Below are 26,572 nucleotides of genomic sequence, written 5' to 3'. Positions count from 1 at the left end.
GATGGGCCATACGTGTTAAAGAGCAAAACCCTTATCAGGAAAGGGTGATGTGTGCGACATTGTAGGATGCCTCCTTCAAATGGGAGGCATCCTATCATTTTTTCTCAAAATCTATTGACACATGGGCTGTCCTGCTGTATTATATTTTTTGTTGACTTATTTTGGCGGCGTAGCTCAGCTGGCGAGAGCGTACGGTTCATACCCGTGAGGTCGTGGGTTCGATCCCCTCCGCCGCTATCACTTACCCCTCTGCATGATGCAGAGGGGTTTTTATTTTGCCATTTCTAAGTTATAAATTAAAAAAACAGGAATCACCACAGCTGGTGATTCCTGTTTTATATCTTCATAGAGCATTGTCTATAGACAGCAACTGCTATCCTCTCTTAGCACCCCGTCCTCCGCGTTTGGATTCCGTGTGTTTCTTCAAAGAGGATAAACGGTCTTCAGAGTCTTTAAGGAAACGATTCATTTTAGATTCAAATGACTCTGTACGCTCCCTCGTATCACGTTGCGGACGCTTTGGTTTGTCTTTCGCTTTCTTGATCGACAGTCCAATCTTGCCATCCTTCCCGACATTAATTACTTTGACCGTAACTTCATCACCCACACTCAGGTGTTCGTTAATGTCTTTGACATAGTTATCGGCAACCTCACTAATGTGTACGAGACCAGTAGTGCCTTCTTTCAGCTCCACAAAAGCCCCAAAATTAGTGATCCCTGTTACCTTTCCCTGCAGCTTGCTGCCTACTTCGATTGACATAAAAAAATGCTCCTCCTTAAAATTTTAAAAAAACGAGCAATCTTTCATCCTCGTTTTTAATGTGCTACATAAAACACAATCGCTTTGTATTATATTATAGCGAAGCTTTCAAAAGTGTGTCAATAAGAGGGGTCTTCCTCAGGAATCTTAAAAATAAGCTCTCCCTCTTTTGAGAAGAAGTAATTCGTACGGGCTATTTCTAACACGTAATCCTCGTCATTTAACAGGGATATTTCTTCTTTCAGGTTCACTTCTTTCTTTTCCAATACTGAGAGTTCCTTTTCAAGCTCCTCATATTGGTCAAGCTTCTCCGCATAAACCGTTCGTTGTTTCACATGGTATGCAGCAATGCCTCCTATTACAATGGCGACAACAATAGAGAATAATACCAGCCTACGGACCAAACGTTGCTTCTTTCTCTTCTGTCTTTGTATGTAAACATCATATTGCTGCGTATAATTTGAATTTAATTTTGCTACCGATTCTTTGTTAGAAGACAAAGCTTCTACCTCCTTTTCAGGCGTTTCATTAGCTTTATACATATATTCTTCATTTTACTATAAAATCCTGCAAGTTTGCGAATGTTTTTTTTAAAACCTTCCGGAAGTAGCCGATAGATAAATCCGAATATCCAGCCAAACGGCGTTATGATAACGGTTAGTAAAAATAAAAGTACCGTCCCTATTAATTTAAACACATGAAAGGTCATCGTCCAGAGGAGTTTTATGATCCATTTAATGGGGGTAAAAATCAACGCTATGACACATCGTTCAACAAAGCGATAGACAGCTGTCATGATACGAATAATATGCTCAAGAAGCTTTTTATAAGAGTCTGCTGCCAAGGCTTGATAGGCAGCAAAACCTAGCAAACAAGCTGCAAATATATAAAAACGCAACTCTCCCCCGTTTACTCGGAATAAGACATAAAACACTATAAGCGTCTGGGTTAACCAAAAACTGATTTCCATGGTATAGGTGAGGACAACCCTCTTTTTCCAATATGGTGTAAACCGACGAAAGGTGTCCTGTACTATACCCAGATAGAAACCGCTTGAAACCATTGTAAGCATTGTCAAGAACTGCGTGCTAAGGGTCATTTGAATAGCTTGCTAAAGAACCCTTTAGCTTTCTCCTGCTGTTGCTCATCGACATAGGAAAGCTCATAAATTTTACCCTTAATGGTAATCAGGCCTTCCCCTACATCAAGGTTTTTCAGCTGCAGGTTCTGCCCTCTTACAATTAAATAACCCATCACTGTCTCTAGAAGAAATTCCTCATTATCAAAGCTGTCCACTTCTTTTACACCACTGATCTCAAGGTTCTTCCGATTATTAATTTTCACCGCATGATCTGCTTGTACACGCGTAGTAGTTTCTTTATTTTCATAATAGTTCATTGTAAAACCCTCCTTATCATTATTACTTTATGACAGGAGGGACAAGGTTAGAACTAGCTGTTTACTTTCTCTTCTTTAATTACGCTGTATAACATATCAGCTTCATCTTTTCTTACGGTTTCCTTTAACTCATTGACTTTTACGGTCACAAGTTTCTGGCCAAACTTAATAACAAGTTCATCACCTTTTGATAAGGTTGAGGATGCTTTTGCCGTAACGCCATTTATTGTAATACGTCCCTGATCAGCAACTTCCTTTGCCAGCGTCCTTCGCTTAATCAATCGGGAAACCTTTAAAAATTTATCTAGTCTCAATTCAATCCCTCTCTTTCCTTTGCTTTATCCCACAGTTCATCCATTTCCTGCAAGGTTGCTTTTTGAATATCTTTTTGTTGCTCCCCAAGCTGTTCTTCAATAAATGCAAACCTGCTAGTAAACTTCTCATTTGTGCGATTTAGTGCAACTTCTGGGTTTATTTTATAATACCTTGACAGGTTGGCAATGACAAATAGAATATCGCCAAATTCCTTTTCGATTTCTTCTTTATTATCACTCGATATTGCTTCTTTTACCTCATCTAGCTCTTCCGTCAGCTTCGCCCAGATGTCTTCTGCTTCATCCCAGTCAAATCCTGTTTTGGCAGCCTTTTTCTGCAGCTTTACGGCTTTTGCTAGTGAAGGTAGATTCTTTGGAACGCCATCTAGAACGGAAGTACGCTCCCCTGGTTTTTCTTCTTTTTTAAGCTCTTCCCAGTTTTTATAAACCTCTTCAACAGAGTCAACGTGACGATCAGCAAATACATGCGGATGGCGGTGTATCATTTTATCCGTAACAGCTCGAATTACATCATCTACTGTAAAGTATCCATCATCTTCCCCAATCTGGCTATGAAGCATCACTTGAAGAAGAATGTCCCCAAGCTCCTCAATCATATTTTCATCATCTTGATTGTCGATGGCATCAATTAGCTCATACACTTCTTCTATGGCATATTCCCGTAAGCTTTCATGGGTTTGCTTCCGATCCCATGGACAGCCTTCAGGGCTTCTTAATACAGCAATAACCTCACGAAGTCTATTGAAGGTATGATTTAATAACGTTTCTGACACTGGCGGTACATACACACTTGTTAGGTTACTAATTTCAATCGCATGATCGAGTTCTTCTAATGGAACTTGGCGAATCTGCTCTGCCTCGCTGCCTGCTGCTTCCACAATGGTTACCATATAGTCGGCAGGTAAATCCTCTAATAGACTTAACTTTACTTCTGAAGCAATGAACCGATCATACACCTGACAGAATAGCAGATGTTGCCGATAGTTTAAATCGCTTCTCAAAAAAGCCGTCCCATCAACAAACTGGAACCCTTCTATCGGGTCTATGCGTAGTGCTGTGAATAGATCATCAAGATAGCTTTGCCCTCCTAGTACATTCACTTCTACCTCCCCTTGTTCGAGGAGAAGCTGGACAGTTTTCTCTGCTAACATCGGGTGGCCTGGGACCGTATAAGTAAGTGATCGATGCTTTGCATGCTCAAGTAGGGTATCCACTATATTTTGATAAACCTGTTGAAATCCATCCTCTGCCTCATAGAGCTGATCAAAGGCTTCGAAAGACACACCATCTTCTTTTAGTGAACGTATCACGGGATGGTCTATTGTACGGGTAAAAATTGTTTGCTTTTCCTTTAGTAACTTTTTGTAGAGTCCAAGCTGGAGTTGATCAATATCTCCAGCACCTAGACCAATAACATCAATTCTGTTCATTTTTTTCCCTTCCTTTATAAAAACGTAATAAATAGGTGGAAAATGGCAGCATACTTAGTTCATTTTTGTTAAATGCCCGAAAGCGTAACAAACAAAATAAGTACAATCCTCCCCCAGTAATGGCGATAAATATAACATAAAGCAGCAAAAGTCCTCTACTTGATTGAAATAGGTCTGCTAGCAACGCATGCATGCCGAGCACATATAGAACCATCGCTCCGATGGCAATCAGCATTGCCCGTAAATTCACGACCTTCATCAAGTTCAACTTTGGAAGCTTGCGCTTTAATTCATATAGGGTAACAGCACACAGTAGGAGCAGACTTAGGATGGTAGCCAACGCACTCCCCGTAATACCAAGGAAAGGAACCAACAGTTGATTGGCAATCCACTTGATAAAAAATGCGCCTAGGATAAAGCCAGCTGTCCTTTTCACATGCCCAAGACCTTGCAGAATAGACGCTGCCGTAACCGATAATGAACAAAGAAGAATCGAAACAACCAACAGTCGCAAATCAGCAGTCCCTTGTTCATTTTGGAACAATAATACATTAGCTTCTCTAAAAATTAGAACCAAGCCGATGGTAGCTCCCAATGCCAAATAAAAGCTAAAAAGAAGTGCCCCTCTCATGTATTGGTAAAATAAAGCCGGCTGTTGTCTTAGCCGATCCTGAGAAATAGTGGGCAGGAGGGCTAAAGCAAAAGATGAGCCGAGAACCGTTCCTAATTGAATTAAGGGCTGCCCTCGATCAAATACCCCCTTTGCCTCCATCGCCTCCTGTTTAGCAAGACCAGATTCGATTAACCCTGGGAGCAATGTAAAGGTATCAGCAAACTGTATCACGAGAAGGACCATATGGTTTAACGCCGCGACAGCTCCGAACAACAACATTGTCCGCACATAATAGTTCCAGGGGATTTCTATTATCTCCTTTTCCCTACTCCGTGGCATGTCTTTCAGAAAGAGCACAAACAATACAGCTGCGCCGGCTAAAGCTCCAACAATGGAAGCAATTGCCGCGGCATGTCCTATTTCATAAATATCAAGTTGTTTTACACTTATTACGATAGCGGCTGTAATAAGTAGCGTGACGCGTACTAATTGCTCGGTTACTTGTGAAATGGCCGTTGGGGCCATTCTTTGCTCCCCTTGAAAGCTCCCCCGCAAAAGCGCTAAAAAAGGGACAAAAAGGAAAATAATTGCCGTGACGCGGTATGTACTTATAAGTTCAGGATCCCCAATCCATCTTGCCAGATTCGGTGCATTAATATATAAGAAAAGGAACAAAGAACCATTCAAAACTACCAATATAAGGAATAACGGAAAATAAAAACTCCGTATTGTTTGCCCGCCTGCCTTGCCAGCAGTTTCGGACCGTATTTTTGAGATAGCGGCAGGGAAGCCATACAAGGATAGGACCATGACTATTCCAAGTATCGGGTAAACCTGTTGATACACATAATAGCCTATATCTCCCGTGAGATTTTGCAATGGGATTCGATACCCCGCACTTAACAGCTTGCTGAATATGCCAGCCGCCGTTAGCAGAAGAGCACCCTTTAACAGCTGATTCGTTTCGTTCCTGCTCATGACTAACGCCCTTTAATTCCGTAAAATTTTTCTCTATTATAGCATACCTGTCAGGTTGATAATAACCGCCTCTACTAAAGTCTTAACCTGTCAGATCAACTCGCACACACAAAAGCACCCTATAGGTGACATTGTAACCTGTCCACTCTATAGGGCCTTTTCCGAGATAGTTTTCGTCACCTGTATCTGGTGCCTCTGCTCACTGTTACTCCATTTGCCTGGCCAGAAAGCTTGCAGCCGTTTCAATGGATTTTTGTTCTACTTTACTTATTTTCTCTTCCTTGGAAAAGATCATCACACAACCGATTGGGTCCCCATTTGCAATAATAGGGCTTATACAATAGGAATGTAGTTCAAATTCTTTTCCATCAATAACTTCCATGTTTCCTTTTTCTGTTTCAAAGACCGGGGAGCGATTTTCAATAATTTTTGTAATATCAGGGCTAATATTTTTGTTAAGATAATCTTTTTTCGATTCTCCTGCTACCGCGATAACTTCATCCCTGTCACAAATTATAACTGGTGAATGTAGGGAATCAAATAGCGCTTCAGCATATTCTTTGGCAAATTGTCCAAGTTCATTAATAGGAGAATATTTCTTTAAAATAACTTCGCCTTCTCGATCCACAAAAATTTCAAGTGGGTCGCCTTCCCGAATCCTTAGAGTTCTTCTGATTTCTTTGGGAATAACTACTCTTCCAAGATCATCAATACGACGAACGATACCTGTTGCTTTCATTCTCAGTAGCCTCACTTTCCTATGGTGAAAAATTGGTGATAGTAAATTTCTTTTTTCTGTTAATCCTTTTCTCACGGGGTTATCATTCACCAACTGTGAACTTAGTATGAATCAACTTAGGAAGACTATACATGATGAACCAATTTTTCACAGCTACAGGAAAAAAAGTATAGGAATTTCCTCATTTTGTGTGTTTTTAACTTTACGGCGCATGCATAAAAGCATTTCGTAGCCAATCGTATTCCATTATTCCCGATCAAGCTTATTTAACTCTTGAATAAATTTCGAAACGATCTCATACCGTTGATGTTTGGAATCCTGTGTGCTTTTAAAGACGATTTTCAGTTTATTACTTTCTGTTCCTAATTGGACATTCCTACCATAATTATTTGCAAGCTCAAATAATTTGGCACCGTCAATTTGTTGACTGCGGTTCTCTTCAACAAGCAATTCAATTTTGGTATTTTTTTCGCTTATCGATTCGACTCTTTCCCGCTTCGCACTCATTTTGAGCTTCGTTACAGTAAATAAATTCTCTACTTCTTCCGGGTAATCGCCAAAGCGATCCATTAATTCATCTGTTAACTCTGTAATATCCTCTGATTCTTCAATTGTTTGGAATTGCTTATAAATATCAATTTTTTGCTTTTCATCAGGGATGTACGTTTCTGGAATGTAAGCATCAAGATTCAAGGCAAGCTCCGGCTCAAATGGCGTGATATCCTCAAGCTCCTTACCGGCTTTTCTTGCATCAATTGCATCTTTTAACATTTGTGAATACATATCAAAACCAACAGAATCAATGAAACCATGCTGCTGAGAGCCTAGCAAATTACCAGCCCCACGAATGGATAGGTCGCGCATAGCAATTTTAAAGCCGGATCCAAGCTCGGTAAACTCTTTAATTGCCTGAAGCCTTTTTTCAGCTACCTCAGTAAGTACCTTATCTTTTTTATAGGTAAAGTACGCATAGGCAACACGATTAGAACGTCCGACACGACCACGAAGTTGGTACAGCTGACTTAGCCCCATACGATCCGCATCGTTTACAATTAAGGTATTCACATTCGGTATGTCCACACCAGTCTCAATGATGGTTGTGCTTACTAATACATCATATTCTCCTTCTAAAAAGGCAAAAATAACGTTCTCCAGCTCTGACTCATTCATTTGACCATGTGCCACCGCAATACGTGCATCCCCCACAAGTGTACCTAAATCTCTTGCTACCTTATCGATATTTTCCACACGATTGTATAGGAAGAAAACCTGTCCCCCCCTGGCCATTTCTCGCTCAATAGCTTCTCTCATAAAGATTGGATTGTATTCCATAACATAGGTCTGGATCGGAAAGCGGTTCTCTGGTGGTGTTTCAATAACAGAGAGATCTCTAACACCAAGCATCGACATATGAAGCGTACGCGGAATTGGAGTAGCAGTAAGCGTTAAGACATCCACATTTGTTTTCATTTGTTTTATTTTTTCCTTATGCTTCACTCCAAAGCGCTGTTCCTCATCGACTATTAATAGTCCAAGATCACGGTATTCTAAATCCTTGGAAAGAATTCGATGTGTCCCAATCACAACGTCAACCGTACCTTTTTTTAATCCTTTTGTTGTTTCGGTTTGTTGTTTTCGTGTGCGGAATCTACTCATTAATTCAATGTTAATGGCATGATCCTGGAATCTTTCCCGAATTGTTTCGTAGTGCTGCTGGGCAAGAATCGTTGTTGGTACAAGGATAGCAACTTGTTTGCCGTCAGCCACCGCTTTAAAGGCAGCACGGATTGCCACCTCTGTTTTACCATAGCCAACATCCCCACAAAGCAAGCGATCCATTGGTCTTTCTCGTTCCATATCACTTTTAATTTCTTCAATACACCTTAATTGATCCTCTGTTTCCTGATAAGCGAAGGATGCTTCGAACTCACGCTGCATCTCCGTATCCTCTGAGAACGCATAACCTCTTTGTGCCTCACGCTCAGCATAGAGTTTAATTAAATCATCGGCAATATCCTCAACAGAAGACTGTACCTTTCGTTTAACCTTGGTCCATTCACTCCCACCAAGCTTATATAATTTAGGTTCCTTACCTTCTGAACCAACGAATTTCTGGACCTGATCAATCTGATCTATTGGTACAAACAGCTTGTCATCACCGGAATACTTAATAAGCATATAATCCTTATGCATATTGTTTAATTCCAATGTCTCAATACCTAGATAGCGGCCAATTCCGTGATTGGCGTGCACAACGTAATCGCCTACCTTTAACTCTTGATAGTTTTTGATCCGCTCGGCATTAGATATCTTCTGCTGTCTTCTTTTTCGCTTCGTCTGTTTTTTAAATAATTCCTTCTCGGTAATTAAAACAAGTTTATGCATAGGCAGTTCAATACCGCCATTCATATTTCCTACCGTTATCACGGGCTTTTCAGCAGGTAGTTCAAGGTTCTTGGTTACAGATGCCTCAATGTCATAGTCTGTAAGGATGGAATGAATTTTCTCTGCCCGTTTTTCATTTGGTGCCAGAATGACAACCGAAAATTCCCCTTTTTCCCAGCGAAGCAATTCATTCTTAAATAAATGCATTTGTCCATGAAATTCCTGCATCGCCCGTGATGACAGATTTATAATGTTTTGAGGTTGCGTGTTTGGTATATGTCGCAGGAAAACAGACATGTAGAGACGTTGGTGCTCTAGATGGTCCCAAACCTGGTTCCAGTCAAAAGAGAACTTACTGTTTTTCACCATTCTGTTCGTCTCCAGGAGGCTGCTATACCATTCTCCTTCTTCTGTATCGAGGTTTACTGCTGTTTCCTGAATACGGCTCATTTCATCCATGATAATCAAACCATTATCTGGTAAGTAATCTAATAAACTAGCAGGTTCTTGATAAAGATACCCAATATATTTGTACATTTCCTGAAAGCGTTCAAGATTTTTTAATCGATCAATATCATGAGATAGAGATTCATTGAGTGTTTCCTTTGCTTCAGTAGACTTCAGACTCTTCATGCTAACTGCCAAGGCTTCCTCAAGGCGTTCCCCACCTGATAGAATATCCTCTTGTGTAAGCAATAACTCTGTTGCTGGGCCAACCGTAACGTCTTCTAATGTATCCAACGAACGCTGGGTCTCTGCATCAAAATAGCGTATCGAGTCAATTTCCTCATCAAATAACTCAATACGAATCGGGTGTTCTTCTGTTATAGGATAAATATCAATAATACCGCCACGTCTACTAAACTCTCCAGGCGATGCAACCATGGACGCATGCTCATAGCCCATATCAATTAAGGAAGACAAATAGTTATCGATCTTTATCTCTTCACCAAGCTTAAATTCGAGTTGGTAGTTTTTCCAGTAATGTGTGGGCGGGAGTAAGCGCTTCAGTGCCGCAACTGGCGCAATCAAAACTCCTGTCTCTCTGTTTGCCCAAGCAGTTAAAGATTCAATTCGCTGACTCCTCAGCTCTGGACTGGCAATCGCTATCTCGGAGGCTATTAACTCGTTAACAGGGTATAGATGGACAGTATCTTCTTCCATGATTTCGGATAAATCATCATATAATTGCTGGGCCTGAACAAGCTGATGGGTTACTAATAAAACAGGCCGTTTTGTCGATTCGTTTAAAATGGACACAAGGATACTCCGTGCAGAGCCAGAGAGCCCTGCGACGAGCTGTTCCTTCATGCCACTTTCTATCCCACTAATAATAGATTGGATATCTTCTTTAGATTTTAAATACTTATTAATACCTTTCATTCCTAAACCTCCGCCTGCTGAATAAACGCAAAAATGCCTTGGCTTGAGCACCAAAGCTTTATTGCTTCTACTGTATAAAAAAGTCTAGCTCATGATAATGAGGATTGTGACCTAATGTATCTTCACAGCTTTCACATATGGACGTTATCTCGACGTCACCGTTCGTCTTGTATTTTATCATATCTTCTTTTTCCTTTGTGGTTAATTGATCAAAACCAAGCATGGTTGACTCGACGATTTGATGATCTAACCTTCCAATCTCTTTCGTGCAATGTCTGCACTTATAAATAATAGGCACCTTTTAACCTCCTTGGAAACCAACAAGATGTCTTGTTTAGTTTAACCCCGAGGCTGTTTCCTTATACCTATGTAATAAAAACAGTAACTAGCACAATAAAGTAAAACTTCCATCAGTGGTGTGCCTAATTGCAAGTTATGGCGGAACAAACTCGTCCTAACTAAGGCAGTGTCAACTATTATAGTCATTCATTACCTCTAAAAATGGTTTATCCAGCCAAAGTTCGCATGCATCAGCAGCTTTCTCAATACTTTGCTGTACATCACTTTGCTCTGCTTTATGGAACTGTCCTAGCACGTAATCTACTACGGGTACAGGTGTAGTTGGTCTGCCTACACCAATTCTGATTCGCTTAAATTCTTTGGTTCCCAAATGAGAGATAGTCGATCTAATCCCATTATGGCCACCATGCCCACCCTTTTGTCGTAACCTTATCTTACCTGGAGGCAAATCAAGATCATCATAGATAATAAGCACATCTTCAACATCAATCGAATAATAATCAAGCAATGGCCTAATTGCATCACCGGATAGATTCATATATGTCTGTGGTTCGACGAGAAGCATTTTATTTCCGTTAAGCGTCTCCATCGCATAATCAGCATTAAATTTGGATTTATTTAAAGACCAGCCGTGGCGGCGTAACAATTCATCTATCACCATAAAACCAGCATTATGCCTGGTATCCTTATACTTTTTACCTGGATTTCCCAGTCCAACGATACACTTCATTTACACTCTTCCCTTTTTAAATTATATACGTGTGCTCTTCGCTTTTGTTCGGCTAGCTACGAGTACACAGCGACTAGCGCAACTTCCTTCACCTCCGTACAATAAAGAAGACTTGCCGCTTGGTGTTAACCAGAGGCTTAGTCGCACTTATACCCGGAGGGTGAAAGTCATCATCGATTGCAAATTAAGGTAGGTCGACTTAATTCGGCCTTGCCGGCCAACGTCGACATACCCCTTTTGCAGGGGCATGATTCCTTTATCTCCTACGTAGGAATGCTCCATTAAAATCGCCACTTTGCGTGGCAACACGGAGCCACCTGGCATGGCCAGGCGCAAAAGTTCTTCGGTGGGACGAGTAACCGCAGTCCCAGTTCGTACGTGGGCCCGGAGGATCCGGGTCATGCCGACGTTGCCCCAGGACGGGGCGTTTTTAGTCGGCCTTCCTTTAACGTGTGCTCTTCGCTTTTGTTATACAATACAACAAACCTCCCTCTTTGGAGAGGGAGGGTCTATATATTTTCTATTAACTATTACAATTTAGTTTAGCAACGCCTAATGATAGACGTACTACTTATTCTCTTCGTTTAGAGTCTCTGCTTCAGGATCGACTAGTTCAGGCTTGTCGCCTTCTTCTGGTGCTTCTTCTACATCGTCAAGCGTATCTGGAGCAACGATCGTTGCAACCGTAGTATCTTGCTCATCTAGAATTTTGTAGCTACCAGATGTTGAAAGGTCTGCAACTGTTAAGCTGTCGCCAATTTCAAGGGAGCTTACATCAACTGTAATCTCTTCTGGAATACTGCTAGGCTTAGCACGAACCTGTAGTGTGTATAATGGCTGTTGTAGCACGCCACCGTCTTTAGCACCTTGTGCCTCTCCTTCAAAGCGTAGTGAAACCTCTACATCCATCTCTTCAGACATATTTACAACATAGAAGTCAGCATGGATGAGCTCGTCCTTAATCGGATCAATCTGATAATCATGCAACATCACATCTACTGATTCACTGTTGTCTAAGTCGAGTGAAATGATAGCATTTCTACCTTCGTCGCGAACTGTCTTCACAAGTTCAATGCTGTCAACAGATATAGACTTCGGTTCCTTACCTTGACCATATACAACAGCTGGGACTCTCCCACTGTTTCTTACTTGTTTTGTAGCTGATTTTGTAAGATCTTCTCGGTTTGTTGATTTTAGCTTTACTGCCATATTCATCACCCTCCAAATTAGTTAAAAAACTTAGCCGTTTTCTCTCTTTTATGTTTCGTGTGTATATTCTACGCAGTGTCTAGCAAAGTCCTCTCATCAGTTTCATGCGACACTTTACTAGTGTTTCTAAAATACGCTCCATTTAGATATTACCCATTAAATCAGTTTGTTAAACATTTAATCAAATAAAATACTTACGGACTGTAACTCGTGAACTCGAATAATTGCTTCCCCGATTAACGGTGCAACAGATAGTGGCGTGATTTTATCACTCTTTTTATCATCGGTTAAAGGAATGGAGTTTGTAATAACTAATTCCTTAATCTTTGAGTTATCAATCCGTTCAATTGCCGGACCGGAAAGAACAGGATGTGTACAGCATGCATACACTTCTTTCGCTCCATTTTCTATTAATGCATTTGCAGCAAGTGTAATGGTACCAGCTGTATCAATGATATCATCAATTAATATCGCCGTCTTGCCTTCAATGTTACCTACAATATTCATTACTTCCGCAACGTTTGGTCGCGGTCTACGCTTATCAATAATCCCGATTGGTGCTTTTAAGCGATCAGCCATCTTACGGGCACGTGTAACGCCTCCGTGATCCGGAGAAACCACAATAATATCATCTAGATTTTTTGCTTCAAAGTAATCTGAAAGAATTGGTACACCTTGCAAGTGGTCAATAGGAATATCAAAGAAACCTTGAATTTGTGGTGCATGGAGATCAAGTGTGATCACCCTTGTAGCTCCAGCCGTTTCCACGAGGTCTGCGACTAACTTCGCAGCGATTGGTTCACGGGATCTTGCTTTACGGTCCTGACGGGCATAACCATAGTAAGGCATCACGATATTGATAGATCTTGCTGAAGCACGTTTAAGTGCATCAATCATAATTAGTAACTCCATTAAATGTTCGTTTACAGGCGAGCATGTTGACTGAACAACATAAACATCACAACCACGGATACTTTCTTCTAGGTTAATTTGAATTTCACCATCACTGAATCGTGTAACTGAACATTTTCCTAATGTAGTGCCAATGTGATCAGCGATATCTTCCGCCAATTTAAGATTTGAGTTTAAAGAGAATACTTTCAAAGATGAATCTTTGTAAGTAGATGCCATGAGTTAGAACCCTCCGTTAATCTTTTTGTCTGTTTTTGATTTTTGATGCGTACCCTTCTTTATTCGTTTGTCTAGCACGCGCAACAGACAGCGAATCTTCAGGGACATTTTTGGTTATAGTAGAGCCAGCAGCGACGTAAGAACCTTTGCCAATTGTGACAGGTGCAATTAAGTTGGAGTTACATCCAATAAATGCATCGTCCTCTATTGTTGTCAAAAATTTATTCTTTCCATCATAGTTCACTGTAATTGTACCACAACCAACATTAACATTGCTTCCAACATGCGCATCGCCAATATAACTAAGATGGGAAACCTTGCTACTGTTCTCAAGGGTGGTTTTCTTTATTTCAACAAAGTTACCGATTTTTGCTTCATCTCCAATGGAAGATTCAGGACGAATATGGGCAAATGGTCCAACCTTAACGCGGTCGCCTATATGGCTGTCAGACGCAACGCTTTGTTTAATAACCGTATTCTCTCCAATATAACAATTCGTTATTTCGGTGAAGGGGCCAATCTCAGCATCGCTTTTAATGGTAGTATTTCCTTTAATTACCGATCCTGGGTGGATGATAGCATCCGGTTCAATCACAACGTCTGGATGAATGTACGTATGGCTTGGATCAATAATTCCTACTCCATTACGTAAGTGCTTTTCATTAATTCGTTGTTTCAGAATTCCCTCCGCCTGAGCTAAGGCAACTCTGTCATTAATACCAAGTGTTTCTTCAAAATCTGGCGTTAAAAATCCACTTACTACGTCAGACTGTTTGCGTAGGATTTCAATGACGTCAGGCAAATAGTACTCTCCTTGTGCGTTATCGTTTGAAACATGCTCAAGCGCTGCAAACAAGGCCTGATTATCAAAGCAATAAGTACCTGTATTTATTTCATCGACCATAAGCTCCTGTTCACTTGCATCTTTATGCTCAACAATTCTTTCTACTTCGTTATCTTCATTTCGAATGACCCTTCCATATCCAGACGGGTTTGGTGCCTTGGCTGTGAGAATCGTTGCCTTTGCTCCTGTGCGCTCATGGTGTGCAAATAACTCCATGTACGTTTCACCTTTAATTAAAGGTGTGTCACCACACACAACAATAGTAGTCCCCTCTTTATCCCTTAGGCGTTCCTTTGCCTGAATAACGGCATGTCCCGTTCCTAATTGTTCTTCCTGTACAACTAATTCACTTTCATGTCCTATGTATTCCGCAACTTTGTCTGCCCCAAAGCCAACGACAGTAACGACACTTTCTAGGTTGACCGCCTTCACTTGTTCTAATACATGCTGAACCATAGGGCGACCCATTACAGGATGAAGTACTTTATATAACTTTGATTTCATTCTAGTTCCCTGACCCGCTGCTAGGATTACCGCATACCGATTTGTCATTAAGGAGACCTCCATGTTTGTATTAAGCTCTATTATCACTATATTAAGAATAAATATTGTACGTTTATAATTTAATCCATAATGAATATATCCTAAATAGCCATGGATTTCAACACTAATTGCTCTTCTACCTGCATATAAAGGGGGAATTGATACTGGAGGGTGGAGGGGTGGTAAACATTTATATAGAACTCCTAATTTTAACGCCTTTTTTGCAAAAAAAAGAAGGCTAACCTGTTGTAAGATTAGACCTCTAGTTGTGATCACGCAGGATTAACGATTTAGGAAGCGCCCGCTTCTTCATACTCTACATCTTCTTCCCCTGCACGACGATATTCTTCTAATACAGCATCCTGAATCTTTCCACGCGTCCCGGAGTTAATTGGGTGTGCAATATCTCTGAACTCTCCATCCGGAGTCCGCTTGGAAGGCATTGCTACAAATAAACCGTTGTTTCCATCGATGACACGGATATCATGAACGACAAATTCTTGATCCAGTGTAATCGACGCAATAGCACGCATTCTTCCTTCTGTATTAACGCGGCGTAATCTAACGTCTGTTACTTCCATGATGTTTCACCACCTTTTCCCATTAGAACTTAATTAACAAGTTCAACAAATAAAAGGAAAATCCTTCTTTTTCTTAGAAAAAAATTTATTATTTTCAAAAAAAGTGGGAAAAGAGGCTTTGATTGCTACAAAAATCTTTACTCAGAGGACTTTTCTCCTATGTTTCCAGACTGCACTTCGATCTTTTTACCCTTAATATCTACATGGGAAATTTTAATTAAGGAAGTGTAGTTGTCTACAACCCGTTCTTCTTCGTCATCATCCGCTTCTGCTAGTACTCCAATAGCTTTTACATTGGCATTAAACTCTTCAAGCAGGCTTACCATACCGGTAATTGTTCCGCCAGCTTTCATGAAATCATCAATAATACAAACATTGGCACCTTCTTGAAGACTTCTTTTTGGTAGAACCATCGTTTGGATCTTCCGTGAGGATCCAGAAACATAATTAATACTTACAGAAGATCCTTCTGTTACTTTTGGGTCTCTTCTTACAATAACAACAGGGACATCAAGAAACGACGCTACCGCATATGCTAGAGGTATCCCTTTTGTCGCTACCGTTACGACCACATCAATGTCAGATTTGGAAAATACCGAAGCAAAGACACGTCCAATTTCCTTTACTGTTTTAGGGTTTCCTAATAGGTCGCTCATATATAAATATCCACCAGGGAGAATTCTACTTGGGTCCTCAAGTTTTTGTCTTAGCTTCTCAATAAACTGAAAGCTTTTCTTTTGGGAAAATTCAGGTATAAACTTTACTCCGCCAGAAGCACCAGTAGTACGATTTAAATAGCCCAACCCTTCTTGCTGAAATACTGCGTCAATGATATCCATATCCTCACTGACAGAGGCCTTCGTTGTTTGCAGAAGCCGGACAAAGTATGGCAATTGTACATGCTCTCTAGGGTTTTCCAAAAAAAAGTTAGTCAATGTAACCAAGCGATTGCTTCTTTTCATTTCCACACCTCAAAACCGAATATTTGATACATATTATAACATTAATATATGCATTTAGAAAGATCATCCTAAAAGTCGTACTAAAAAGACCTCTTCACAAAATCCACGCATCCCGTTATATATACGTTGCGCTTTACTTTCTTGCATCGCAAGTCCATAAACAGTCGGCCCACTTCCGCTCATCAAGGTCCCGGTAGCGCCTGCTTGCATCATCGTCTCTTTAATATGACGAACTTCTGGATGTAACGCCATCGTTATACTTTCTAATGCGTTCCCCAAATGGGTACAAATCATGGAAAAGTCATTTTCACCCAATGCTTTCATTAGCTTCTCGGTATTTGGATGTTCAATTTCATGCAACTTGATTTGTTGGAATACCCCACCTGAAGAGACGCCAATATTTGGCTTAGCAAGCACAACCCAACAAGCCGGGGCTGATTTAAGCAGTTCCACATTTTCTCCACGTCCTGTTGCAATCCCAGTACCTCCGTACACACAAAAAGGGACATCCGTACCAAGTTCAGCTCCAAGACAAGCTAATTCCTTTAAGGATAAATTCATTGACCAAAGCCTATTCAATCCCCGCAATACTGCAGCAGCATCTGAACTGCCACCACCAAGTCCTGCAGAAACTGGTATATTCTTTTCAATTTTTATATGCACCCCAGCTTTAATGCCATAACGTTCCTTAAACAAAGCCGCGGCTTTATATGCCAAGTTCCTTTCGTCACTTGGGACAAACCTGCTTTCAAGGGAAATGGTTATCCGATCCTTTTTCAATTCATGAAACTCAATCCGATCAGAAAGGTCGATGGTGGTCATAATCATTTCAACATTATGGTAGCCATCATCTCGTTTACTTAACACATCTAGTGATAAGTTTATTTTGGCGGGAGCTTTCTCAAAAAGTACCAACACCGTCACCTTCTTGTACATAGATAAACAAATTGTAACATATTCAAAAACCAGTGGCGACCTATGGGCCAAGCACCTATTAAGTGAAAAGAAACCAGCAAATTGATTCGGCAACGAATGTAATATTATATATTGTGCAAAAAAGCCAAAAGGCAAACCCTATTAGGGTCTGCCTTTGGTTTGCATATTCTGTTCGGCCATTTCAATTGCACGTTTCACCATATTACCGGCATCCCTTGCCTTGATACCGCCCCAGCCCTCTTGCTTAACTGTGTCGTAAAATCCTAACTCTTTTGCAATTTCTTCTTTCAATTGGTCTGACATCATTCCTCTACGTCTAGCCATGAAAGAACAACCCCCTTCTGCATGAGTTTTTACGACATCTATAGTTTATGCCAAAAGGTCAACTCAACACCAAGCAGAAGTATGTAAAAAAGGAAAATAATACGCTGGGTTTTCCTTCCATTACTAGGGTTGCTTGTAAAAAAATAAAAGCAGTAAACGAATGTCTACTGCTCCATGATTGATGCTATCGCTGCTCGTTCTTCTGCAAAACTTAATTCTACTGTCTCTGTTAACACGTCCGCATAGCTGTATGAAACACGTTCGAATGCATTTTCTTCTTGGTCCAGCTCCACAATAAAAACTGAAGGATACGTCTCTGCTAGTACTCCGGACCGTTCAATCGTTTTCCTTCTACCACCGTTGGCTTTAAGCTTTAATCGCTTTCCAACGTGACCTTCAAGACCTTGCTTAATTTCGATTAATGTTTTAGCCACTATACTCCACCTCACTGTTAACATCATAACATAAGCTTGTTTAATAGTCAAATAAAACTTTTTATTATAACAAGATATCATTTTTAATGTCAACAATTTATTTTGTCGATTTTCAATATTATTTGTAAAACTTAACAATTTATGTACTGTTTTTTTGAAATATATTACTTTTATAGGTGCATGTCCTACTACCAAGAGGAGCAGACTTACCCTTAGGTAAGGAGCTCCTTATATTTCATCATCCTCCATATATGGCATCCCTGTTCTGAGCAAACCTCTTGTTTCCACACCGCCCATCCCTTTTTCTCCACTTAACGTGTTCCGCAAAGCTTCCCATACGCTTACCTTATCCATAAAGGGCGTGTAAGCGATTCTTGCAGCGATATAGACAGGATCTAAGGCATGAATGTTAACTCTCCGTGGAGAGCTCGCAAAGTTGGCTCCAGCTCTTATTAAGGATTCAAAGTGTGACTGACATGCGCCAGCAAAGATAACGAGTTGGTCTAAATTAGGGTTACTTCTCCTCGCCTCTCTTACTGTCTCCACAAAATACTTTGAATGTCTGTAGGCTCGTAGGTCATTTTTTATCCCTTTATTTTTCGAGAATGAATCGTGTCCCGTGATCACGAGGATATCAGGCTGTATTTTATCAATGAGCTGCCCGATTTCATGTGGCATGTCTTTTTCATTTAAATGAATGCCATGCACTTGAAGCCCCATTCGTTGATAAAGCTCTATACATTTTTGTAAATACATTTGATCCCCATCTAAATGAAGTACTTTTGCGGGCAGTTGGAAGATTTTCGCTTCATATTGGTAGCCATCCGTTGATTGATATTCTCGTTTTTCTTTCAAAAGTTGATAGTCCTGGCGAAACAAACGATAGGAAAACTCCTCTTGCTCTTTACCCTTTTTTCGGTGCTTTTCCAGTTCTCTCTCTGCCACAATAGTAAGATCATTGACTGGGGCGTCTGCCTCGAGTCGGATATCTTCGCCGAACAAAGCCGCCACCCCTTTTTCCACCTTGTCGACCCGAAAGAGAAGATCATGGTTATATGACTTCCTTGTTACTAGTCCGCCTTTCCTTACATCCATTTCCTTCACAGCCTTCCATTATCCAAAGCATTGCTTCTATAGACTATGAAGCAATACCGAGAACCGTGCGGAGGCAAAGTGGACTGACGGACAATGTGTTACACTGGAACAAAAAAGAAAGTTGGCAAATACCCGTTTTAAAAGGGTTGCCATGGTTTTTAATTCTTGCACCTTTATCCAGGTGCTGACTTAGTTTTATTATTGAGCGATGATCATATATGAGGGGGCTTTCTTTGCTAAAAATACTACGTTTTATATTTGCTGCAGTGGCTATGTTCTTTGCAGTTTATGGATTAACAACAGGGGATTTTATGTTTCAGCCTTATATGGTGTTCTTTCTAGGTTTAATGATGATGGTAATGGGATTAGAAGAATTCAAGAATGAACGAAAATCATATGGTGTGTTACTCGTTATTGTTTTTTTATTATTACTATTTGTTTCAGTAAAAGGGCATTATTAATTTAAGATTTTCGAATTAGAGGGGATAAGAAGTATGTAGCTTTTTACTAAAAATTGCCCCTTGTTTTAATGCATTAAATATAACAAAGGGCTGAGACATAACGTCTCAGCCCTCTTTAAGACAAGCAAAAATAAATATGAAAAAAGACTGCTCAATTACCGCTACTGAAAATACTCCACTTTCCGTGGGCACGGCCTTAGTCTCCTCAGAAGCAAAAATCGCTTCTTGCGGGGCCTTCGGACTCGTGCTGTTCCCGCTGGAGTTTCCGCATTTTCCTTCGCTAAATTGTAATTAGATACAAAGAGATTAGGGACTATCCGGATTTATTTGGATTTTTTACAATAATTCGTTTGAGCATCCGACTTTTTGTTTAATTTTCTTTTCTCTCACCCTATGTTTAGAATTTACCTCACCTAACTTCAGGGTGTGTCTTCTCTATCCTAATCTATAGAAGGCATTAGCTAATGTAGCGAATTCCTGCATATCTAGAGATTCACCACGTCTTGTTCCATCTATGCCGACGCTTTCTAATGTCTGATTAATTGCGTCTTTATCTATTGTACCTTTGAAATAGCTCGTTAGGTTATTACGTAGCGTTTTACGACGTTGAGCAAAACTTGCCTTAATTAATGCAAAGAAGTATTTCTCATTATCCACTTCTACTGGGGGCTTGTCCCTTTTTACTAATCGCAGGATGCTTGAGTCAACATTCGGCTGTGGCATAAAGACCTGCTTTGGAACATCCATCACGACAGCAGCTTCTGTGTAATATTGAACAGCGATCGTTAGAGATCCGTAGCTTTTATTATTCGGTCCTGCTGCCATTCTCTCTGCAACCTCTTTTTGGATCATTACGGTTAGACTTGTTACAGGAAGATCTTCATGAAGCAGCTTTAACAATATAGGAGTCGTAATATAATATGGTAAATTAGCTACAACATGGACGGGTTGCGTTTTCGGGAAGTTAGCGGCAATGGTTTCTGCCACATCCGCCTCTAATATGTCTTCATTTACAATTTGTACATTGTCATAGTCACCAAGTGTGTCTTGAAGAACTGGTATCAACCTTTGATCAATTTCAAAGGCAACGACTTTGTCTGCATGGATTGCTAGTTGTTCCGTTAAGGCGCCAATTCCCGGCCCAATTTCAATCGCTCCTGCTTGTTTATCAATTCCAGCATGGGCAATAATATTTTCAAGGACATTGCTATCAATAAGAAAGTTCTGTCCAAGGCTTTTTTTAAACGTAAATTTATATTTATTTAGAATCTCTTTTGTGCGGGTGGGTGTTGCGATATATTTATTATTTGTCATGACGATCCTCCTGTTGCAGTTGCTTCATAGCTTCCTCAAACTGTGCTTTTGTGATTTGAAACATGGTCAGGCGTTTTAAGAGTTGTTTTCCATTAGTATGCCCTATTTGTAAAAGCTCACCAAGTCGCTTTCGCCTATTACTTGCACCCGCGCCTCCGATAAGTCCTTCTTGCACAAGATCTTCCTTCGTTATGTCACTTTGTTCTACTTCCTTTAATTCATACACATCTGCTAATGCTTTTTGAATTGCGTCTAGGGAAGCATGTTCAATCCCTAAACTGCGTCTCCGAATAGAATTGGCTCTAGCTTGATCAGGAGTTAAGAAAGCATGCTTACAGCCAGGTACAGCCTGGTTAACGATGTGGCGGATTCGTTCACCGGGATAATCCGGGTCTGTAAAAATGATGATGCCACGTTTTTCTTGTGCATGTCTGATCTGCTCAATGGTCGCACTATTAATGGCAGATCCATTTGTTTCAATTGTATCGGCATTGACAGCCTGCGAAATCTTGGCTGTATCATCTCTACCTTCCACAACAATGACTTCTTTTATTTTCATTATATTCCTCTTTCTTCTAACAGTATCTCTTTACGGAATGGAGGTACAGCGTCATCTCCGCTCCGGACAGTCGCTTTCCGCGGGCGGCTGGTGAGCCACCGTGTGCTCCGCACTCCGGGGTCTCACCTATGCCTTTTCTCCCGCAGGAGTCGACGGCCCTCCACTTCGATTAATGTAATATCAGGCTAGAATGACGCAATCCTACAAAGGATTTACTTCTTTCTATTCTGCCATACCCATTCCATTTTGCTATTTTGCTTCATTTAGTAGGGTTTACTGCAAGTTCAGGCAGGATATGCTTTTAATTATCGCTCTATATAAATAATGCTCTTACCACTATACCATGGTAAGAGCATAAATATTAATCAAGAACTTTTACTGTTACTGTTTTTCTTCCCCAGCTATATGCTGCGCTTTTGCTTGGAACGTGGACATCAATCCGATTTCCGACGATGTGGCCACCTGTGTCACCTGCTATGGCTTCTCCATATCCTTCAACCCAAACCCTCGTGCCTAATGGAATAACGCTTGGATCTACAGCAATTACTTTCATGTTCGGATTTGCATTTAGGTCAATTCCAGTAGATGTATGGCCAGAACAACCGCTACACCCTGCTGTATACGCACTTGCAGTCATTGTGAACACTTTGCCATTAGAGCTTGGTTTCTTGCTCTCTTTTGGCTCTTCTTTCGCTAAGGTAACTAGGTTGCCTTCGCTCTTTGATTCCTGCTTTTTCGCTACTTGTGGCTGTTGCTCTTTTGTACCGATCGCAACAACACGATTTTTTGATTCTTTCGTTACTTCTTCACTGAGCAACTCGCGACTTGCTTCTTTTCCGTTCTCTTTGACAATCTCGTATACCTTTTTAATCGTTCCTTCTTCACCTTCAGAAACAACACGCTCCTCCCCTTTTGGAAGGCTGCTATCCTCTTGTTTCTCCGTATCAAAGGCAACGGTCTCGTTTACTTCTTCTTTATCTTTTTCAACACGAACGATGGATATGGACGTTTCTGCAGAAAGCGCTTCGTCTAGCTTTGGTTCAATTCGATCATCGCTTTCTGGATCGAATGCAATGCCAGCTTCATTAAGCAAATCTTTTACATTTCCGCCAGTAGTCCATGCTTTTACTTCTTTCTCGCCGTCATGAATAGTAACTTGGTATGCTTGCGTTACATCAATATGTAGTCCATCTTCTAATGCTGTCTGCAAATCATGTGATACATCATCACGATCGGCAAAGGAGAGATCGTTCTCCTCTAGAAATTCATCTATTGTGTCCGCAGTTGTATAATACTCCTGCTCTGCTCCATCTATTGTAACGATTATCTGTTTAGCTGTTTTGTAGTTGATTTCCATACCGTTTTCAATAGCCGTATCTGTTTTATGTGACAACAGATCATGTTCCCCAACGGTAATCCCTGCCTCTTCTAACAGTTGGTCAATCGTTGTTGCATGTGTTCTCACTTTCTGTTTTTCCCCATTATCATTTAGTACAACTTCTGCCTTTGTGGCATCAAATAGCACTAAACCTGAAAATACTACAAGTGCTAAAACACCAATGCTTGAAATAACCAGCTTCATTTTCGATGCCGGCATTAGCTTTGAAATAATTCGCATGCTTCTGCCCCCTCTCAATGCATTTTTGATTATAGATACAGTTATATGCAAAGTCAAAGTAAATCCGATTACGGTTAAGTTACAATTAGATTACAACTATATCTGGCATGGGATGTACGAAGCTTACAAGCAGCCACAAACCTTGGTATATAAAGGCTTATCCTGTTTATCCTTTTCATAAAAAAAAGCCTGGCTCTTGTGGCCAGGCTCTCATAATAATTCCATACTTTTCCTATATTTTAACATATTATGTTATTTGTTTTACAACCCTCATAATTCGAGTTTGAAGAGAGAAAAGGCGTTTTGTGTCGTAAGTTTGCTAAGTTCCTCTAAACTTACTCCTCTTAAATCTGCAATTTCCTCTGCAACCAATTTTACATAGGCAGGCTCATTTCGCTTTCCTCGGTTCGGGTGTGGAGCAAGAAATGGGGCATCTGTTTCTACAAGTAATCTATCCCCTGGCACCTGTACTGCCACTTCCTTGGGAAGGGGCGCATTTTTGAATGTTACAGGACCTCCAAGCGAGATATAAAAATTCATATCTAAGCATGCTTGGACATATTCCACTGAATCGTTGTAGCAGTGCATAATACCGCCAACGGATTGAGCATCTTCTTCCTGTAATATCTCAATAATATCCTCCGTGGCTTCCCTGTTATGAATGATAATGGGCAGCTGTACTCTTTTCGCGAGTTGGATTTGTTTACGGAATACTTCTTTCTGAATGTCCTTAGGAGACTTGTCCCAGTGATAGTCCAAGCCCATTTCGCCAATAGCGACAACTTTGGGATGTGCAGATAATTCCTCAATCCATTTTAAATGGTCCTCCGTCATGTCAATGGCGTCAACAGGGTGCCAGCCTACCGCTGCATAAATCGTGTCATATTGTTCAGCGATTTCGATTGCAAGCGGGATTGTTTCACTGTCAAACCCGACTACAACCATGTATTTTACTCCGGCATCAAAAGCTCGTTGGATCGTTTCTTCACGGTCCTCCATAAATTGTCGGGCATTTAAATGGACATGTGTATCAAATAACAATTCTTTCATCCTCCTTAACAACGTTACAGTTTTCTGGCATTGCTATCGTATTAGCTATGCTACGATAACAGAAAAGGCCACCTCCCAATAACGGGACCTGACCTTTCCTCTTTTGTTTATTATTTTACAACGGAGCCATTCGGTAAATCTTGTTCTACAGAAGCAAGGACTAGTTTTCCTTCTTCGTCTTCCCCACATAGAATCATACCTTCAGACATTTCCCCCCGAAGTTTTACCGGTTTTAAATTAGTGACACAAATTACTTTTTTACCTTGTAATCCCTCTGGGCTATAATGCTGCGCAATACCAGAAACGACTTGGCGCTTTTCTGATCCTAGATCCAGTTGCAATTTCAACAGCTTGTCTGCTTTTTTAACTGGCTCTGCCTTCACTACTTCTGCTACACGCATATCTAGCTTCATAAAATCATCAAAAGCAATTTGCTCTTTTGCTTCTTCTTCTTGTTTGGCAGGCTTTTTCTCTTCTTCCTGTGCTGGACCTTGCATCATCGCTTTAATAGAAGCTACTTCTTTTTCTACGTCAAGTCTAGGGAAGATAGGCTCCCCTTTTTGTACCTTGGTTCCTGCAGGGATATTGCCTTCTTCATAGACACTTTCCCATTCATGCAAGGAATCGTTCGTTACATTCAACTGACGGAAAATTTCAGTCGGCGCTTCTGTTAAGAATGGTTGAAGCATAACAGCAGCCTTACGTAGATACTCTGCTAGATGTGCCATCACATTGCCCAGCCGTTCTTTTTGAGACTCATCCTTCGCCAACACCCATGGCGCTGTTTCATCAATATATTTGTTTGTGCGGCTAATCATCTGCCACAAGGAAGATAATGCCACAGAGAACTGCATGTCTTCTAGTGCATTCTCCACTTTTTTAATCGTTTCTTTTCCGAATGCTTCCAGCGATGCATCTACTTCCGTCTCGCTTGCCTTGTATGCAGGAATTTCACCATCAAAGTATTTGGTAATCATAGCAATTGTACGGTTTAATAAATTCCCTAAATCGTTTGCTAAGTCATAGTTTGTTCTTTCTACAAACCCTTCTGGTGTAAAGACACCATCTGAACCAAACGGAACTTCACGAAGCAAGTAATAACGTAACGCATCAAGACCATAGCGATCTGTCAAACTTACTGGGTCTACTACATTCCCTTTAGATTTTGACATCTTGCCGTCCTTCATCAGGATCCATCCATGTGCAAAAACTTTTTTCGGTAATGGCAAATCAAGTGCCATCAGTAGAATTGGCCAGTATATCGTATGGAATCTGACAATCTCTTTACTCATTAGATGTACATCTGCGGGCCAGTATTTTTGGTACTTCCCTTCATCATCTGTACCATAACCGAGTGCTGTAATGTAATTAAACAATGCATCAACCCATACGTAGATAACATGTTTAGGGTCTCCTGGAACCTTAACTCCCCAATCAAATGTTGTTCTTGATACAGCAAGATCTTCAAGGCCCGGTTTAATGAAGTTATTCAGCATTTCATTCTTACGACTCTCAGGCTGAATAAACTCCGGATTCTCATCATAGAATTGGACAAGTCGATCAACGTATTTACTCATTTTAAAGAAATAAGATTCTTCCTTAACTTTTTCTACAGAACCGCCACAATCAGGACAATGTCCATGGTCTAGCTGTCTTTCTGTGAAAAAGGATTCACACGATGTACAATACCAGCCTTCATATTGATCAAGATAGATATCTCCCTGCTTTACAAGCTGATCAAATAGCTTAGCTAGTACTTTTTTATGTCGTTCCTCTGTAGTTCGAATAAAGTCATCATTTGAGATCTTCAACTTTTTCCAAAGTTCTTGAATTCCTCCAACAATTTCATCGACATATTCCTGAGGAGTCTGTCCATTTTCCTCAGCCTTTTTTTGGATTTTTTGCCCGTGCTCATCCGCACCTGTTAGATACATTACATCATAACCGCGCATTCTTTTATAACGGGCAATTGCATCCCCAGCTACTGTCGAATATGCATGCCCAATATGCAAATTACCACTTGGATAATAGATTGGCGTTGTTATATAAAAAGTCTTTTTATTTGATGGCATTATGTTACCTCCTTCAATTGCTAACATCTATTATTAAACTATTCCTATTGTAGCTTTTCTTACGTATTTTGCCAAACCCCTTGCAAGATTCAGTATAGCCATGTTCTCAATTCTTCATTAGAAATACTAGCATTCGCTCGTCTTTTACCAAATGTGTAAGTATTTCTTATACTTGGTACTTCAAAAATTTAAATGTGTCGTAAATGCTCCCTGGCTAAAATTTTACATCCCGAACGTGTAAAAAAGTTTATTTTGTCGAATTATGTCGAATAATTTTAAGTTGATTTTCCTTCGATACATGGAGTCACTTGCTTATTAGGTTAAGGTAAAGTAGTTGACGACTTTGCCTAGTGGCTAGTTTATAGGCGGTTTATCAAATTTTCCCACT

Annotated in this window: 26 protein-coding genes and 1 tRNA gene; 2 read left to right on the top strand and 25 right to left on the bottom strand. The window is 40.5% G+C overall.

Annotated elements, in window-relative coordinates; genetic code table 11:
- Window positions 1-163: 163 nt before the first annotated feature.
- Window positions 164-237 (top strand) — tRNA-Met (locus BN988_RS16755).
- 136 nt (window positions 238-373) lie between these two features.
- Here BN988_RS16755 and BN988_RS16750 read toward each other — a convergent pair.
- From BN988_RS16750 to yabG, 20 genes are all read right to left on the bottom strand, one after another.
- The gene (locus tag BN988_RS16750; RefSeq protein ID WP_036578227.1) at window positions 374-760 is read right to left on the bottom strand and encodes a S1 domain-containing RNA-binding protein; all 387 of its coding nucleotides are present in this window, start codon (window positions 758-760) and stop codon (window positions 374-376) included.
- 119 nt (window positions 761-879) lie between these two features.
- Window positions 880-1,260, bottom strand: a complete 381-nt coding sequence (locus BN988_RS16745; RefSeq protein ID WP_036578225.1) for an FtsB family cell division protein — start codon at window positions 1,258-1,260, stop codon at window positions 880-882.
- Window positions 1,261-1,265: 5 nt separating this feature from the next.
- On the bottom strand, window positions 1,266-1,859 hold the full coding sequence (gene yabQ, locus BN988_RS16740; protein WP_036578224.1) for a spore cortex biosynthesis protein YabQ: 594 nt from the start codon (window positions 1,857-1,859) through the stop codon (window positions 1,266-1,268).
- Entirely contained in the window at window positions 1,856-2,158 is a 303-nt protein-coding gene (gene yabP / locus BN988_RS16735; RefSeq protein ID WP_036578223.1) for a sporulation protein YabP, read from the bottom strand. Before yabP ends, yabQ begins: the two co-directional genes overlap by 4 nt.
- A 53-nt stretch (window positions 2,159-2,211) precedes the next feature.
- Complete coding sequence (locus tag BN988_RS16730; protein ID WP_036578221.1) at window positions 2,212-2,472, bottom strand: RNA-binding S4 domain-containing protein; 261 nt, start codon at window positions 2,470-2,472, stop codon at window positions 2,212-2,214.
- A complete protein-coding gene (yabN, locus tag BN988_RS16725; RefSeq protein WP_036578220.1) occupies window positions 2,469-3,923 on the bottom strand; it encodes a bifunctional methyltransferase/pyrophosphohydrolase YabN in 1,455 nt (484 codons plus the stop codon). Before yabN ends, BN988_RS16730 begins: the two co-directional genes overlap by 4 nt.
- Window positions 3,910-5,514 carry a putative polysaccharide biosynthesis protein gene (locus tag BN988_RS16720; protein WP_036578219.1) on the bottom strand — a complete coding sequence of 535 codons (1,605 nt, stop codon included), beginning with the start codon at window positions 5,512-5,514 and terminating at the stop codon, window positions 3,910-3,912. Before BN988_RS16720 ends, yabN begins: the two co-directional genes overlap by 14 nt.
- Before the next feature lie 205 nt (window positions 5,515-5,719).
- The gene (gene spoVT, locus BN988_RS16715) at window positions 5,720-6,253 is read right to left on the bottom strand and encodes a stage V sporulation protein T (RefSeq protein WP_036578217.1); all 534 of its coding nucleotides are present in this window, start codon (window positions 6,251-6,253) and stop codon (window positions 5,720-5,722) included.
- 246 nt (window positions 6,254-6,499) lie between these two features.
- On the bottom strand, window positions 6,500-10,021 hold the full coding sequence (mfd, locus tag BN988_RS16710; RefSeq protein WP_036578215.1) for a transcription-repair coupling factor: 3,522 nt from the start codon (window positions 10,019-10,021) through the stop codon (window positions 6,500-6,502).
- 67 nt (window positions 10,022-10,088) lie between these two features.
- Window positions 10,089-10,319 carry an anti-sigma-F factor Fin family protein gene (locus tag BN988_RS16705; RefSeq protein WP_036578214.1) on the bottom strand — a complete coding sequence of 77 codons (231 nt, stop codon included), beginning with the start codon at window positions 10,317-10,319 and terminating at the stop codon, window positions 10,089-10,091.
- A 171-nt stretch (window positions 10,320-10,490) separates the two neighbouring features.
- Window positions 10,491-11,051, bottom strand: a complete 561-nt coding sequence (pth, locus tag BN988_RS16700; RefSeq protein ID WP_036578213.1) for an aminoacyl-tRNA hydrolase — start codon at window positions 11,049-11,051, stop codon at window positions 10,491-10,493.
- Window positions 11,052-11,618: 567 nt separating this feature from the next.
- On the bottom strand, window positions 11,619-12,260 hold the full coding sequence (locus BN988_RS16695; protein ID WP_036578210.1) for a 50S ribosomal protein L25/general stress protein Ctc: 642 nt from the start codon (window positions 12,258-12,260) through the stop codon (window positions 11,619-11,621).
- A 177-nt stretch (window positions 12,261-12,437) separates the two neighbouring features.
- Window positions 12,438-13,391: a ribose-phosphate diphosphokinase gene (locus tag BN988_RS16690; protein WP_036578208.1), complete on the bottom strand. Its 954-nt coding sequence runs from the start codon at window positions 13,389-13,391 to the stop codon at window positions 12,438-12,440.
- Window positions 13,392-13,407: 16 nt separating this feature from the next.
- Window positions 13,408-14,787 carry a bifunctional UDP-N-acetylglucosamine diphosphorylase/glucosamine-1-phosphate N-acetyltransferase GlmU gene (glmU, locus tag BN988_RS16685; protein WP_036578206.1) on the bottom strand — a complete coding sequence of 460 codons (1,380 nt, stop codon included), beginning with the start codon at window positions 14,785-14,787 and terminating at the stop codon, window positions 13,408-13,410.
- A 281-nt stretch (window positions 14,788-15,068) separates the two neighbouring features.
- Entirely contained in the window at window positions 15,069-15,359 is a 291-nt protein-coding gene (spoVG, locus tag BN988_RS16680; protein WP_036578205.1) for a septation regulator SpoVG, read from the bottom strand.
- Between the two features lie 137 nt (window positions 15,360-15,496).
- Window positions 15,497-16,321 (bottom strand): pur operon repressor, encoded by an 825-nt coding sequence (gene purR, locus BN988_RS16675; protein ID WP_036578203.1) that lies wholly within the window; start codon window positions 16,319-16,321, stop codon window positions 15,497-15,499.
- Window positions 16,322-16,384: 63 nt separating this feature from the next.
- Window positions 16,385-17,236, bottom strand: coding sequence for a 4-(cytidine 5'-diphospho)-2-C-methyl-D-erythritol kinase (gene ispE, locus BN988_RS16670; protein ID WP_036578201.1), 852 nt, complete (start codon window positions 17,234-17,236; stop codon window positions 16,385-16,387).
- A gap of 162 nt (window positions 17,237-17,398) precedes the next feature.
- A complete protein-coding gene (locus BN988_RS16665; RefSeq protein ID WP_036578199.1) occupies window positions 17,399-17,581 on the bottom strand; it encodes a small, acid-soluble spore protein, alpha/beta type in 183 nt (60 codons plus the stop codon).
- Between the two features lie 164 nt (window positions 17,582-17,745).
- Window positions 17,746-18,015 carry a biofilm formation stimulator Veg gene (gene veg / locus BN988_RS16660; protein WP_036578197.1) on the bottom strand — a complete coding sequence of 90 codons (270 nt, stop codon included), beginning with the start codon at window positions 18,013-18,015 and terminating at the stop codon, window positions 17,746-17,748.
- Window positions 18,016-18,243: 228 nt separating this feature from the next.
- The gene (gene yabG, locus BN988_RS16655) at window positions 18,244-19,110 is read right to left on the bottom strand and encodes a sporulation peptidase YabG (protein ID WP_036578195.1); all 867 of its coding nucleotides are present in this window, start codon (window positions 19,108-19,110) and stop codon (window positions 18,244-18,246) included.
- 233 nt (window positions 19,111-19,343) lie between these two features.
- Between yabG and BN988_RS16650 the strand changes: the two genes are divergently transcribed.
- Window positions 19,344-19,571: a DUF3953 domain-containing protein gene (locus BN988_RS16650; RefSeq protein ID WP_036578193.1), complete on the top strand. Its 228-nt coding sequence runs from the start codon at window positions 19,344-19,346 to the stop codon at window positions 19,569-19,571.
- Between the two features lie 435 nt (window positions 19,572-20,006).
- Here BN988_RS16650 and rsmA read toward each other — a convergent pair whose 3' ends face one another.
- The 5 genes from rsmA to metG all read right to left on the bottom strand — a co-directional run bounded on the left by rsmA (window position 20,007) and on the right by metG (window position 26,184).
- Entirely contained in the window at window positions 20,007-20,885 is an 879-nt protein-coding gene (rsmA, locus tag BN988_RS16645; RefSeq protein ID WP_036578192.1) for a 16S rRNA (adenine(1518)-N(6)/adenine(1519)-N(6))-dimethyltransferase RsmA, read from the bottom strand.
- Window positions 20,875-21,444, bottom strand: a complete 570-nt coding sequence (rnmV, locus tag BN988_RS16640) for a ribonuclease M5 (RefSeq protein WP_036578191.1) — start codon at window positions 21,442-21,444, stop codon at window positions 20,875-20,877. The genes rsmA and rnmV overlap by 11 nt, the downstream gene beginning before the upstream one ends.
- Before the next feature lie 361 nt (window positions 21,445-21,805).
- Window positions 21,806-23,062: a G5 and 3D domain-containing protein gene (locus tag BN988_RS16635; RefSeq protein WP_036578189.1), complete on the bottom strand. Its 1,257-nt coding sequence runs from the start codon at window positions 23,060-23,062 to the stop codon at window positions 21,806-21,808.
- 270 nt (window positions 23,063-23,332) lie between these two features.
- A complete protein-coding gene (locus BN988_RS16630; RefSeq protein ID WP_036578331.1) occupies window positions 23,333-24,103 on the bottom strand; it encodes a TatD family hydrolase in 771 nt (256 codons plus the stop codon).
- A gap of 119 nt (window positions 24,104-24,222) precedes the next feature.
- Window positions 24,223-26,184: a methionine--tRNA ligase gene (gene metG, locus BN988_RS16625; protein ID WP_036578187.1), complete on the bottom strand. Its 1,962-nt coding sequence runs from the start codon at window positions 26,182-26,184 to the stop codon at window positions 24,223-24,225.
- Between the last annotated feature and the right edge of the window lie 388 nt (window positions 26,185-26,572).

The organism is Oceanobacillus picturae (assembly GCF_000612865.1).
Lineage (GTDB): Bacteria > Bacillota > Bacilli > Bacillales > Amphibacillaceae > Oceanobacillus_B > Oceanobacillus_B jordanicus.
This window is presented reverse-complemented; position numbering and strand designations above follow the sequence as displayed.